This is a genomic window from Candidatus Kuenenia sp., from assembly GCF_039794105.1.
Taxonomy (GTDB): domain Bacteria; phylum Planctomycetota; class Brocadiia; order Brocadiales; family Brocadiaceae; genus Kuenenia.
In genome coordinates this window covers 12,858-28,032 of sequence record NZ_JBDIWA010000018.1, presented here as the reverse complement: position 1 = coordinate 28,032, position 15,175 = coordinate 12,858, and the positions used below count along the sequence as shown (strand labels likewise).

8 protein-coding genes are annotated in these 15,175 nt (G+C 39.1%); all 8 read right to left on the bottom strand.

Going from position 1 to position 15,175, the window contains the following annotated elements; translation table 11 throughout:
• Positions 1 to 133: 133 nt before the first annotated feature.
• Positions 134 to 265, bottom strand: a complete 132-nt coding sequence (locus tag ABJL82_RS10130) for a hypothetical protein (RefSeq protein WP_347274613.1) — start codon at positions 263 to 265, stop codon at positions 134 to 136.
• A 393-nt stretch (positions 266 to 658) separates the two neighbouring features.
• Complete coding sequence (locus tag ABJL82_RS10125; protein WP_347274612.1) at positions 659 to 3,286, bottom strand: hypothetical protein; 2,628 nt, start codon at positions 3,284 to 3,286, stop codon at positions 659 to 661.
• Positions 3,279 to 5,039, bottom strand: a complete 1,761-nt coding sequence (locus ABJL82_RS10120) for a DUF2357 domain-containing protein (protein WP_347274611.1) — start codon at positions 5,037 to 5,039, stop codon at positions 3,279 to 3,281. The genes ABJL82_RS10125 and ABJL82_RS10120 overlap by 8 nt, the downstream gene beginning before the upstream one ends.
• Positions 5,040 to 5,131: 92 nt before the next feature.
• Positions 5,132 to 7,300: a hypothetical protein gene (locus tag ABJL82_RS10115; protein ID WP_347274610.1), complete on the bottom strand. Its 2,169-nt coding sequence runs from the start codon at positions 7,298 to 7,300 to the stop codon at positions 5,132 to 5,134.
• A gap of 14 nt (positions 7,301 to 7,314) precedes the next feature.
• Entirely contained in the window at positions 7,315 to 8,754 is a 1,440-nt protein-coding gene (locus tag ABJL82_RS10110) for a hypothetical protein (protein ID WP_347274609.1), read from the bottom strand.
• 1 nt (position 8,755) lies between these two features.
• On the bottom strand, positions 8,756 to 12,289 hold the full coding sequence (locus ABJL82_RS10105) for an AAA domain-containing protein (RefSeq protein ID WP_347274608.1): 3,534 nt from the start codon (positions 12,287 to 12,289) through the stop codon (positions 8,756 to 8,758).
• A gap of 120 nt (positions 12,290 to 12,409) precedes the next feature.
• Positions 12,410 to 13,426 carry a hypothetical protein gene (locus ABJL82_RS10100; protein WP_347274607.1) on the bottom strand — a complete coding sequence of 339 codons (1,017 nt, stop codon included), beginning with the start codon at positions 13,424 to 13,426 and terminating at the stop codon, positions 12,410 to 12,412.
• A gap of 21 nt (positions 13,427 to 13,447) precedes the next feature.
• On the bottom strand, positions 13,448 to 14,842 hold the full coding sequence (locus ABJL82_RS10095; protein ID WP_347274606.1) for a hypothetical protein: 1,395 nt from the start codon (positions 14,840 to 14,842) through the stop codon (positions 13,448 to 13,450).
• Between the last annotated feature and the right edge of the window lie 333 nt (positions 14,843 to 15,175).

Sequence of the window (15,175 nt, the reverse complement as noted above, 5' to 3'; positions counted from 1 at the left end):
TTACTTCTGGTTTTTAATGGTTCGAGGATTGATATGTTTTTTGTGCAATGATTTTAAAGCAGTTCCTGGGTCTTTCGATCTGATGGGTCTGTAGATACCTTGTTTCTATTCTTCTTGAGAAGTTCAGAGTTGATCAAAGATTAAGTAAGTTAGTGAAGACTGTCCTGAGTTTCTGTCCGGCAAGAGAGAGACCAACGGTGTGTAGTTTTTCAAGCAAACCCGATTCCTTGGCTTTTTCGATTTTGTAAATATTGTATTTCGCCATATCTTCCGTTCAAATCCAAAAAACTTTTATTCTTGAAATGATTAGGCGAAGAGAAGCACCTCTGACAAAAAAAGGCATTGATAGGTTTGCACCAATTAACCCATACAGCCATACATACATAATTGCAATAATTAAGTATGATGTCCCTTAAATACACCAGTTACATAACAGGTACATAAAGAAGCAGTTGATAATAAACAACTTATAGCAAAGAAGCCTCTTGATTTACTTTCCTGGTTATATAAGATTGTTGATATTTTCAATATCTTCATCGTTTGATTTCAATCTATCTTCAAGATCACTTCTAAATACATCTTTTATGATTTCTTCAAGAATTTCTCTAGCTTCATTTAAAAACTCTTTTTTATACTTGTCGGTATAGAATACTGTGTTTTACCCTCCATCATCGCTGCAAAACGCTTCAAAATCCTTGTCGATATTTGGAATAATGCCTTCGTACTTCATGTATTTCCTGATTTCAGTTAACAATTTGGCTGCGTGAACACTTCTTCTATTTTGTATATGATTGCGTGAGTTATATTTATCTTTAAAATAATGCTGCCGTCCCTTTCTAAGACACATAATTATTCTAAATAATAGTTGTCTATCATCCGGTGAATTATAAGATAAGAAATTCGGTTCTTTTATTCTGAATCGTAAAACATAAAGAAACATCCTCACGGTTTGAAAAAACTTGTTGAGGTATCTGTTGTTGCTTGCCTCTGTTTCCATAACCCTTAGTGCCTCTTTAACAAATTTTTCCGCATGGGACCTCTCCATTATATCGGGTGCATCTTCCCTTAGAGATAAAATTCGCCAGATTGCATGCATCCAATGTATGTTAAATTGAGGTTGCCTGGCTGCTACTCTAAAAAAAAGTTTAATGTCATCATCTTCTTTAAAACATCGTCCTGCACCATCTATTATATGTCTACTTATTACAATCTCCTTTTCTAGTGTTTCTCTTAAGTAATTATAGATTTTAGGAGATGCCGCACCAAAGAGCCAAGTTGCAGCAGAACAAATCACTCGCTCAATACTGCTATCCAGTTTGCCAGATACTGCTATATCTAAATCATCTCCTAGTCTTTTTGATATTTTATTGATAATTCTCTGCCCTCCAGAAGTACCGGTTTTCCCATTCTGATTAACAATCCTACATGAAATCCAGTTTCCTGAATTGCCAGAAATACTAATTGGCTTACGTAATTCATCTCTAAGGCGGTGAACATACCTATAATAATCTGGATGGTAAACGCCTTTCTGATGAAAATCATTACATATTTTTTGAAAATTATTGTTTTGGAGAATCTTAGAATCTTTTTTATCAACATGAATGATTAAAACCTTCGGTGGAAATCCTAGCTTTGGAACTGGAAGTACATCCGTATCTTCCATACTGTTATAATCCAAAAATATTCTTGCGCCTCCTAAAAATTCCTTTTCCTCTGGAACTAATTCCACCTGCGCAAGTCCACCCGCAGATGCTACACAAATATTCATATCCAGTGGCATATCCCTTAATGGTGTATATGGAAAATGAAATTGTGTTTTTTTGAACAACTTACTATCACCCTTTTTCAACAAAACGTTCAAAAATTTTCCCCCACAATTTAAACTAAATATTTTTTCAATTTTATCTTGGTGCGGTTTGCCGCCTTCAATCTCAAGCTTTTTTAATAATGGTACCCAAACTTGCTTACCCCTCTTATTTGCTAAGGTATATAATTGTGTAAGTGTATCAAGATATGCAGGTTCTCCACATGATAATCGTTTGCCATAGATGTATGCACCTTCAGAAACAATGTCTTCGTTGAGGGAAGGTGCCCAGATTTGATCGAGTTTTGCTTCCTGAGTGATTAATGCACATAATCCCCTTGATTCTAATATGTGTATGATATCTTTAAACCAAGAAACGGGATTAATAGAGGCAAGTGGGCCGCTGAGTATAACGCCCCTGAGTTTGCCGTCTTTATGATTATTTAATGAGTCCAAGACGCCTTTTTCAAGAAGCTCCTGCCACAAGTTATAAGATAAAACAGAACGTCTATGGCTACAATTTCCCTTTGTCAATTCTTCCAAGCATCGAGAAACCCTCGCCTCTAATTGCCATATTTTATCACGCAAGCTTTCTTCTGGTTCCCACAAGTCCCATTCCCAGGGATTTTCAGATTTCTTTCGATTCAACAGAATTGGTAACTTTTCTTTATTCCATGGACGCTGTGCCAGCGTTTCCCATATTACTGGGGAATTTATAAATACCTGCCATAAAGTATTTAAATCATCTTTCTCAAAGATATGCTGAATAAGCTCCATTCCCCAATCACAACCACATAAGGAAATTTCAACTTTCGGCTGCTCACGGAGTGGTATCACAAATCGTTTACCGTTATGGTATTTTTCCCTTAAACGGAATGTAGTAAATTCAAAGCAGTCTGGACCAATATGCACGACAAGGATAAAATCCTCTGGATATATCGGTTTTTCAAATTGATCCTGAACTTTATCCAACCACGCCAATGCTGCCGCAACGGGTCTCCATAAGAGATATGGTTTCTTCTCGCCCACTATTCCCAGAGATGTAATATCCTTTATCAGTGCCTCCTGTCCAAATTCATCAAGATGATTGGGTATTGCAACTACGACATAATCTGCATTTTTACCATAATCGCCTAATCGCCCGGCAATATGCTCTGCCAAAATCTTGCTAACATTAAAGGAAACTCCACTTCCTACATTCCATCGCGCAAATTTGTCTTTAGCATCAACCAATAACCTCCATGCCCATGGAACGGGGACTCGTCTCAAATGACCTTCTAAAATGCTGGCACCCGGAGGCCAGTGGAACCCGCAAGCAATATGACTTTGTTTTGCTTCATCACCTACCAGAAACTTTCCCCCATATTGTGAAGGAAGAATGGCATCCGCCAGGCAAAAGTCCTTGCTCTTTGGTGATTGAACCCCGTTAATAAAAAAACGATCCTTCATACCATCAAGGGAACATCCGATAATCTTACTCATAATACTGTCTCAGCATTTCCTCAATTGCATCACAAAGCTTATCTACAGCAGAAACCCATGTCTCTGGACCAGCAGGAACAATTAACACCGACAACTTTTCCTTATCACCATTAAAGAATTTACTGTCCTGTGCTTTTAATGAACTCGCAACTATCAACCCCTTTAATGATGGGAATTCCATGCGCCTTGCACTCAACCTATCATAATGTTGCCTCAAAGCTTTATATGCAGAAATTGCCATTTTATTGCCATCTACTTCGATACCACCCGTACCATTTACACTCCAAAAAACGAATACCTGCTTTTTAATATTGCAAGAACCCAGGGGATAAAGAACCATATAAAGATGTCCTCCAGTCCTCCCGAGATGTTTGACTATTTGATGTTTTTGAGCAATATCCGGATGAACTATTTCAAGCACCATTTTTTCACACAACATACCATTAATAACTCTAATAATCAGGAAAGGACCCGGTAAGGAATCAGGAACGATGCGGCTTCCTCGTTCTTGTTCTAATCTCAAATGGAGTGGAGCGTTATTCAGAGGTTCAAATAAGAATCCATGTTGTATTTCTTGTTTTCCCTTTTTCCTCACTCCATAATTCATGAGTGCAGCGCCTATTAATAATCGCATTATGTCCGCCCATGTCCTTGGCTGCCAGTCCCATAAACTGTCTTCCGCATGTTCACGTCTTAACAATTTTTTATACCACTCCCAGACTTTTTTGTATCGGGTATCCTGCTGAAGCGCATAATTTGGCTGAATACCATGAGGTGGTTTAGTGACATTCTCAAAGACAGTTTCTTTCAGGGAAATATTACAAATCCCTTTATAACTCTGTACGAGCATTGCCCTGGTAGAGTCACTCTTATCTGGAGGGAGTTCGCTCTGTAAGTAACGCGATGATTCAAGGTAGCACCTGGCAATGAAATCCTTCAATACCTGGTTTTCAAGGGTATTAAAGGATTCTTTCCGAACTACGGCAAGAAGCCGTTGTTTATTTCCTGCCTTTTCTTCTTTTGTTCCTCCCGGCTGCTGAACATACCACCTTAAACAGTGTGCATCGCTTTCCTGAAAACGATGAATTGGGACAAGATCACGATAACGAAATAGTATTTTTCTCGCAGATGCCACTGTTACTGGTAGGCGATTCATCATATCTTCTGTGATACGGACTATTAAAGCCTTTCTCGGTTCTTTTGTGGCATCTTTTTTTATTTCATTCAAATAGTCGAGAATAACCGACCAGGATGTTTCTGAGGTATATTCTCCCTTAAAATCAGTAGCTTTATCAAGCAGGTCATCAAAGACCTGAGACCAGGCATCAATGTGTATGGCAGTGGGAGTTTTTTGTGGAGGATTTGAACTACCAGGGATAGACTTTTGTGCGGCATCTCTTGCATTAAATTCAAAATCAAAGGTTTTATCAACAACACGAATCCTTAATTTTTTTGGCGCTGCTTGACCTGCCAGAATACCATGGGGAGTTTCATATACCTGATAACGTGTATTATCATAAGGAGTTCCTAATTGCTTGAATTGTTCCATACGTGAGGGAATATACAATTTGGCATCATGAGATATCGTCAAAACGGGACTACCATAGAATGAAAATTCAACACAGCCACCCGTTAAGTTTTTGCTCTCATCAGGTATTTCAACCGACCATGGCCATAAGTGGAGTTGGATTTCAACTTCTTCTAAAGTATTTGGCATTTTTGTGTATTGAGATGCAGTGTAGAGGCGAAGCATTTTGCCACAAATCTGCTTTAAATGTATTCATACCAACAGGTTGGCAAATGCTTCGACCCTACTTTTTCAAAAAACTAAAATTATACAAATTATTAAACACGCATATTATCCAGAGAACGTGTAACTCCCCTCCATACAAACGTTCCCATAGAATTATCTTCCTTACTTTGACGAAAGGCCTCCGCTAGTTCTTCATCCTTTAAGTCATCAATTAAGCGATATATGATGTCAAGACTTTCATTTAAGTGTGTACCACTAAAATCAATGCCCCGCAATTTAGGAATAACCTTTTGTTCTATTTGATCGGCAAATGCAATTTTATGTGTCCGTCCATCGTCTACACCTGGATAATTTGCAACATACTCACGCATTGCCTGTTGAACACGGTGTCCAAAAGGCCTTCCAACCTTTTCCAATGCATCATTTATCAGATTTATCCATTCATTGATAACGTTTAGCCAAAAGTCGTTTACAAGCGGCTTCTTTATCCATTCTTTCCATAGATTATAAGGAAGAAATTTATTCTGTGGTTGAGCCGTTGTCCGTTCGTTTTGAATTCCAGCGAGATTGTTTGGTGGTTTACCAAATCGTAAAACATTTGCCCTGTCAAGCACCTTATCTGATAATGTCTGCGTGGATTCATCCTCATTCATGGTTCCCACAAAAATGACATTTCTCCCTACCCATAACCGAAATTCACCTTTCCCATCACTTTGTGGGCCTGTTTCTAACACAAATTCTGCAATACTTCTGTTATCCACTTCAGCATCCTTAATTGCCCTGCGTAATTCCAATTTAGAAAGGAACTCACTAAAGTAGTATTCAATACGTGCAAGGTTCATCTCATCCAGTAAAACGAGTAATACTCGGTCGGCCCTTCTTTCTTCAACTTTAAACTGTTCTTTAAAGTTATACGGATCCATACGAATAAGGGCGCGAGCTAGGTCTGTCCCTTTATATTTCTTTTCCATATAATTGTAAAATCCAAAGAGATCGCGAGGGGAATCCCATCCAGGCTGTACCGAAACAACCATGTTATGCATTCCCATAGCTTCTGCGTATTTAACCGGCAATAGTGTTTTCCCGGTACCAGAAATGCCTGCTAACACGGTAATTGGACTGATGTCATTAATTTTCAGAGAAGTATGGAATGCATAAACTGTTCTTTTGGGAAAAGAAAGCCCCTGATTCTTCAAGAATTGTAGTGTGTCAGCGAGAGATTGTACCTCACTTCTATCTTTATAGTTACCTCCAGGGAAAACTTCAGCCATAAAGCATTCTGGTTTTATCTTAAAAAGATCGTCGTATGAACCTTTGTCACCAGTACCAGCACTGATGCCTGCAGGTCGTTTAATCCCCTCAAGTTCTTCCTCTGCCTGCTTAATTTCATTTTGTATCTTATTGAGCTGTTCTTGTTTAAAATTAACTCCACCTATCAACTCTTGATGCTTTATTTCATGCTGGCTAACACTCATTAAAATATTTTTGAGTTCTTGTTGTGAACGAGTTATTTTTAGTTGAAGACTTTCAAGTTCCTGACGCAATATTTCTTGCTGTTTACGTTCTACCTCAATTTTTTCTAGCTCTTTTATCATGCTATTGAGTTGATTCTGATTTTGTTCAATTTCATTCTCTAATCCAAATTTTTGAGAGGAGAAGTCGCTTAGCTTTTGCTCAAGTAAATCAAACGCCCTCGTTTTCTCCTGGTATTGTTGTTCCACATCACGCAATTTCCGTGAAACATTTTCAATCTCGTTATTTGACTTGTTAACATCATTTTGATTTTTTTCGAGCAACTTCTGACCAGCGGTGATCTCGTTTATAATCCGATCACGATCTTGGGCAAGTGTCGAGATAACATTTTGAAGACTCGTTGATTCCTTACTCAGGTCGTCAACTTTCTGCTTTTCCTCTGATAACTTAATTAGAAGGCTTGCAAGCTCCTGCTCAAGTTTATTCAATTCTACAACCTTTGCATCAGATTCAAGTAACCTTTCACGATTCATATTGAGCCAATTCTGACATTGCTTGATCTCGGCTTCAAGTATCGTTTTTCTGGCTGCCAAGTCAGCCACGTCTTCAGAGTCCTTAATCATTGCTTTAAGGCGTTTGTGATAATATACGTACATGCCACAAGCCAGCAGTACAAGTATTAAGCTCAATCCGGACATCAATCCCCAAATAGAGGTCGGTAAAAATGGGATTTCTATTGATTGAGTGGTATTTGACATCATTATTTGGGTAAAAATATGAAATGACATAATAGCATTTCTCCTTATTGTTTGGTTGCCTTTGATTCGTCATCACGTGGCAATGTATTAACAGTTTTTCTTAACCCGTCAAACTCTTTTTGGAGTTTTAAATTAACCTCTCGAAGCTCCTCAATTTTCTTAATTGCATCTGATGCTTCTCCCTTTAATTTTCTGTATGTTTCTTGCAAGCCCAATTTGTCAGAAGTAAAATTCTCCACACTACTTTCTATTTGTTTAAGGGTCGTTGCAAATCTATTTTGTATCTCTACTATAGCAACCTGTTTTTGCTGGAAACTATCTGTTTCTTTAATCATCGTATCGAGCAATTTGCTTGACTGTGCAGATGCGCTGGATAACTGTTCAATGCTCATTTTTAACGTATTTGTAGATTGATTCGCTCCACTACATAAATCATTTGTAGTGTTTTTAAGATTTATTACCTCCTGATCGAGTTTAGTAACAGAACCACGTATATTTTGAGTTGTATCATCAAGCACCGTTTGCCTTTGTTTGAGTTTATCCATTCCTTCAACCATAGTGTCGATCAATTTATTTGATTGAACAGATATGCTGGACAGTTTCTCGATGTTTGTTTTTAATGTATCGGCAGATAGATTTACTTTATTTCCCAAATTCTCAGCAACGCCTTTAAGATACGCAACCTCATGATCGAGTTTAGCAGCAGAAGAACGCATATTTTGAGTAGCATCCTCAAACGTCTGGTTAGCGCTCTTTAAATTAACCTTTGCTTCATTTTGATACTGTTCAAACTGAGTAGAGCCTGTTTTCAAATTTACAATTACATTTGAGAATTCAGTATTCATTTTCTGAAGCTCATCTTCGCGAGTCTCTAAACGGACGATTTTAACGGTAAGGGCTTTTTCTTCCTCTTGTAATTTGTTTATCCTCTCTTGCAGGGTATTTACATCAGAGGTTTGTACCATAATTTTAGATTCTAGCGCACTGGATTCATCATTCAATTTTTTCTGGAAGACAAGTGCATTGTCACATAACTTCTTTCTTTCTCTGAGTAAATTTTCCGAAGTTTTCAATTTGTTTTCATAAGATTCATTGTCTGATTTGAGCTTATTCAGTTTTTGCTCATGGTGCTTTACATCTTCCATAAACTGATTCCGTTTTATTTCTAAGGCGTTAGCATCACTTTTTAAAATATTAACTTCGCCTTGAAATTCTGCTTTTTTCCCTTCTAAATCCGATATTATCTTTTGCAATTCTGGCAACTGTTCTTTAAGCGAATTAAAGTTTTGCTTTTCAGCTTCAAAGGATGCCTTTTCTCTTTCAAGATTTATTATCTTCCAGGCTGATATGCCTTGTAAAAAGAATACAACCCCAAGAATAACCAAGAGTACCTTACCTGTGAGAAAACCACGATCCAGATATGACCCTTTGCGTTCTTTTGGTGTTTTAAGTGTGGTATCTTCATTTATTGTTGTTTCAACCATACTATTCACTCCATGCCTTTAAAATTTTATTGACACAATCGCCCAAATTCTCGCGAATTTGATATACCCAAAAACGCATAACCTTCCACTCCGCACCTTGCAATTGGATATCACGCCAAACATCATCCCTTTTCCTCGTTCCATCTGGATTACGGTGGTAGCTATCACCATCGACTTCTATATCAATTTTCTTTTTTTCATCATGAATAAGCGCCATATCAAGACGACGCCCCATTATGTGATATTGTGGTTCAGGCTGCAATCCCTTTTCTTTTAAAGCGTTATATAAAACCTTTTCCCAAGGTGACTCATGCGGATGCCAGCGTGATTGAATACCCGAACCCTTTGGAATAGTATCTCTATACGGAAGTGCAAGTTTTTCAAGATGAGGAATACCTGATTGTGAAACCCATGATTTATTTCCTACCACATGGAGTACTGCACGAGCACGACTCACGGCAACATTCATCAAATTTGCTGTCTGCCTTATAAATCCCTTGGAACCAGGTGGCATATCAGGGCCTACACACAAGCTCATAATCATAACGTCACGCTCGTCACCCTGAAAAGCGTGGGCTGTATCAACTAGCAGTTGTGCGCGCATCCTATGCTCTAAAGATATTTCCTGACATAAAGCGTCATACAAACGAATCTTTTGCTGGACAAATGGTGTTACGACACCAACGGTACCTTCGAATTGATTTTCCAGCAACAGGCTTTTCAATACATTAACAACACAAGCCACTTCTCCAGGAGCAATACACCCATGAGGACCTGCACTCTTTATCTCAGAAACTACCGCTGTCCAATGAATCCCTGGTTTCGTATTTCTAGGAATTTTTAAACGTTCAGCAGATGTAAGAACCCGAAGTGATCCTCCATAGAAGTTTTGGTTTGAATACTCTGCAATTTCAATAGTGGACCTGTATGTCTCTTTTAGCATAATAGGGTTAACCTCGTTTGTTTGAGCAAAAAGATCGTAGAGAGATGTATCCGGATAAGAGAACCTTTGTTCATTATTTACCTGAGTAAGTCCGTGACGTTTTCTAAGAAGTGCATCTCTTGATCCTTTAATTTTTGTGACGTGGGAAAGTTGTTGGGGATCTCCAACAACGCCAACCCGTTTGGCTCTGAATAAAATCGGTATAGCTGATGGTATATCACATTGACTTGCCTCATCTATTATTGCAAGATCAAAAAGGCCTCTTAAAAGTGGAAATTTTGATCCCACAGATAAATTGGTAACAGCCCATAGCGGAAAATGTCTAAGAATAAAAGGTGTATAATTTGCAAGAGCAGACTGCACGGCCTTTCGGTCTTCCTCATCAGAAACAGGCTGATCCAATCCTCTCAAAGCAGACTTGAGCGATGCAAGAGATTCACGATCGGCATCTCGTGGCAAACCCTTTCTGCGTGCAACATCTAACCGAAGGATATCCTGAACTATTTTTTCTAATTCCTCTGAGATTGATTTTATATTCTCCGTCAATGCATCAAGCACGGGCAGATTCTTTAGTTCTTCTTCGATTGGTTTTGCCTCTTTTCTCAGTGCGCAATATCTGGATGCTGCAATGAACTGTGACAAAATTTCTGATAATTCACATAATCCATCATAATCCTTATGCCGTGGAATTTCGGGCCAGTTTGGGCAACTATTTTTCATAAAATTATGAACCCGATTGGTTACTCCACGAAGAAAAATGCTTTTAAATCTTCCACGGAAACGGTCTAACAAGGATACCTTCTTTTTTACTCTCAAGTAACCGATACTATGTTCTAGTTTTTCAATAGATTTTGCGGGAAACGTATCAAATACCTTATTAAGTTCTTCTATCATGAGTAAACTCCAGCCCTCGGAAATATTTTCCATGCCATGCCCTATACTTCCGAGGCGGTCACGCAGTTGTTGAATCTTGTCTGCTTGTATACCATATTCACCGCGCTTTTGAAGCAGGCACATAACCCTGGATTGCACCCTTTGCCATCGTTCTTTTGCACCTTCGTCATAATCCATGCTCAACAATTGCTTTATTGCTTCCTCAAATCCGAAGTTAAGGGATGGGTCTTTCTTAGAATTTGCACGAGTAACAAGTGATTGCCCATTATCCAGAATAAGCCTGTCTACAACAGCATCTATCGCTTTATGATTACGACTTGAAAAGATAACGTTTTGCGCTCTTAGTCTTGCATTTGCCATCGACACGGCAACAACCTGGCTTTTCCCTGTTCCGGGAGGTCCAGTAACCACGGTTAGATTTTCAAACAGTAAAGATGCTACACACTGTCTCTGTTCCCCGTTTAATTGGTCTGTTTCAAGCACTGAACACTCATGAATACTTTCTTGTAATATGCCAGTTTCCTGAAAAGAATCAGCACCTTGTTCCCGATTTTTAAAAATATATCTCAATGCTGTTTGATCTAACTGTTCATCACTACATGAAGCGATTTGGGCAAGCTCTTTTAACAATGTCTTGGTATATCTTGTCCTGTTTCCAATCATCAATACTGCCTTATTATATATGCCACTTGCTGGCTTTTGAGGGAAATAAGACGATACGCTTTCGGGTAAAAGAGGTTCCCGTAGTTTTTCTGAAAAAAACTTTGTAACTCCGCTAGCAAGTGTTTTGAGGTCTGGTGCATCTATGAATCTGCTTCCATCACCAAAAGATTCGTCTGTTTGTCCACGATCCATTAAACCACATGCTGCCAAAAATGCCCTCTGATCTTCTGGTTGCTTTATCGCGTAACTTAACCAATCCAAATTAACCTCAGGATATGGATCATCACAAATAATCTGAAAACCATTATTAATGTGTGTCATAGTAAGCTGATAAGTAAAAATTGGTTTCATAAAAACGTTTTCTATTCCTTCTGAATCTGTTTTTGACCATAGTTGCAATGGATATCCTAATAAAAGGACTCCAGATTCACCTAACAAACTAAGATTCCTTGCAAAGCTTTGTAAATTTTTACTCAGATGAATATGACTTCTCCATATTTGGCCTACTTGTGGATACCAATAACCAGCCTTATCTAAAAATATAAATCGTTTCCCACAATCGTCTAAATAGCAAGATGCCTCACAACCTTCGTCGTTTTTAACACAATCAGCATAATAACCAAGCAGTTTACGGAATGTACCCCATGGTCCCGAAAATTCGGCTGGTTTTTGAATATCTATTTTATTCTCAGCAGGAATAGTAATGTTGTTTAATATACGACTTTTGCTGGGAGACCATGCATGTGTTATTTCTGAGGATGATAATTGCGTTGACGGAGTGGTGGTATTTGAAATGGAAGAATTTTTTTTAGTAGATGGAGAACTATTGGCTATTTTATGAACCGTGGTAACCCAACGACCTCGTTCGAGACGAACCGTACCTTCAGAGTGAAGCGTTCTCAATTCTTTTAGTACTTCGTATTCGGCTAACCTCAATGATCTGGTATGTAGTCTTGTTCGAAGCTCAGCCGAAGTAAACCCAACTGAGTTTTCTTTCAAAAGTTCCAATATTACTTCTTTTTTAATCATCTTCATTTATTAATAAGGGTTTCTAAAATAGCATCAAGCGTTTGTGCAAGATTCAGGAAACAATAACAATATCCCCCCCCTATTATTTTATACGTCCGTAATAACGAACCATCGGATTTTAGCGCTTCATCTATGGCATGCGGTGCAGGCAATACCAAAAGCATTAGGGTGGGGAGCTTCTCCCGCCCGGTTGCGCGGATGGCACTCATTACAGTTTCCGGTAAATGGCGGGTGCGGAGAGTCTGTTGCGGATGGGTGTTCGGGATTCGAATGGCATACGGTACATGAAACCATTGATACAGGAAAGTGGCAATTGGTGCAATGACGGTTTCTTGTGTTTGCGCCACCCCATGATGCCGTATGGCTTAGCGGTTTCGTGTTGGAGTGACACCGTTCACAGAAGTCTTCCAGATGGCAAACACTGCATTTCTTTCTCTCCCACGATGCAGCAAATCCATGTGTTTTTCTTCTCCATGCATTGTTGTGGTTTTTTGGTTTTTGGTCCCTGTGGCAATCGACACACCAGTTGAGGTCAACATGGCAGCGGTTACAGTAGTCTTTGTTGTAATAGAATTCATTCCCATGCTTTTGTATCCATCGCGCATCTTCATGTTTTACCCATCTTTCTTCATGATACAGCGGCATACGATTCTTTTTTATGTGTTTGTGGCAAACATCACAGGCAATGCTTTCTTCGCCTCTTTCCTTATGGCAGGGAATACAGTTTTTAAACATGTCCGGAAGTAAATCTACGGTAATTGCATCACTCTTTTCGATACCCTCATGGCATGCCTTGCAGTCCACATTCTTTTCCAAATGTGTCTTATGGCTGAATTTCAGGTCTTTATATTTTTTCGGAACATTGTGCTTTACCTTGATTTTCATCCCGGGTTTCGTATGACAGTAAAGACAGGACGCCGGATTAGTGGTGTCAAATTTCTTCATATGGCATGAAAGGCACTTTGCCATTTTTGGCCACTTTGGTTCCAAATCTTCTTTGTAATTGTGGCAGATATTGCAATCGCTGAGTCCTCTTTCAATGTGTTTGGCGTGACTATAATGAATGCCGGATTCTTTACAGCCGCTCAAGAAGGCGAGAGAAGACAACGCCACGATTAAAAACAGATAATACGGTTTTCTCATAGTATTTTGTTCTATATTTTTTTAAAAACTCATGCTGTACGAAAGCAATAACTGGTGATACATTTCAGGATCAGTATCGCTGTTTTCTGTCGTCCATCGGAAACTGACGTCTGATTTTTCCGTTAACAAATATTTGATTCTCAGAAAGTAGGTTCTGATATTGATCTTTTGCTCAATATCCCGTGTATATTCATTATCAAGGATTGTCTGGAGGGTATTGCTTCCGTCAAAATTGTATTTATACAAAGAATAACTAGTGCCGCATCCGAGGTCGAACTTGTTTATTTTTTTCTCAAATTCAATTCCAACATCTGCACTGTGGTCAACGCCCTTCGCATCCCAGTATTCAACCGAGAAAGTAATCCTGGAATCTTCAAGAAGGATATTATTTGCCGTAAGGGCAATAAAACTTCTGTAGTAATCGTGATTAAATGTGTTTTCATCGTCGTTGTCGAGTACGTTACGGTAATCAAGCCCCCCGGAAATCCCAAATTTTTCCCCGAGTCCCTTATAGGCGGTGAGACTGAAGAGATCAAATGACTCAAAAGTGCCGAGTATCTGATAGAAAGGGGAAATATCATTGCTCTGTTCCGATAGCGAATGCAGGAACCGGTAATACGACAATTGCAGACTTGTATCCCAGTCTATTTTGTCCCATGACACTTTTGCGAGAAGATCCTTGGGGAGATTGTTTAAGAGAACGTACCGACCGTAAAAATGCAGGTCTTCATAGAGCCTTTGCCATACGCTGAATCCTATTTCGTCATCATTGCCGTGGTCATCATCAACAATACGAAGGTAGTCTAACGAGGCGTGGGTATCGATAAAAGGCCGGAAAGCAACGCCGCCTCCGGCAACCATATCGTCATCCGGGCTGCTGTACTGAGACGCCCTTAATCCGCCAAAAACGTGAGCTTCCACCGGGCCTACCTGCTGTTCGTATTTTGCGCCGTCAAATAAAATATTCTCAACGGAATACTGATATTGGCGGCCTAAGCGCAGTTGCGATTTTTCAAGTACAGGGTTTTTGATGTCGGCGTAAAAGTAATATATGCGTCCGTTGACACTTTTATCATATGTGTCAAGAATGTCCCTGAACGTGCCATCCTTTGGTTCATGCCCGTCTAAATCCTCGGATAATCTTCCGGAACCGGAAATGGAAACCTTGTTATTAAAAAAATCTTTCGTTTTAAAGCGCAGGCGCTGGTACATATCGTGGTCGTCGTCTCCGCCTGCCCAACGGCCTTCGTACTGGGAGCTGAAATTGCCTGAAATAAAATTATTATAGGTAAAGCCGCTTTTCTCTGTCAGCCCCGTAATTAAATTACTATCGGTTACATTTGTTGTCTGGGCGTTAATTTGGGAAGAGAGCGATACTATCAATGCCAGTGCGGCGCCTGCTGCCTTTAAAAACAAGGATTTAATCTGATTTTTAAAAGGAGTTTTATTCGTATCTAAGATGAAAAATGGATTGCAAGAGAGATGATTAATGAGGCAAAAGAGGCGCAATAAGCATCTCATTGCCTTTGTACTTAAAGTATCATCGCACGAAGGGGATGCGTGTCTGGCTGTATTTTGTATTTTTATTAAAAACGTGTTTATAACTATTGGGAATCGGATTTTCACTTGGAATGGTTAAATATTTTTTTATTTTCGGTAAGAGTTCGGTAAGAGTATGTTCTTGCCAATACGATAAAAATAAATCATGCGTTATGCGTTCAGCAGATATCAATTGCTATCTTTGCAATG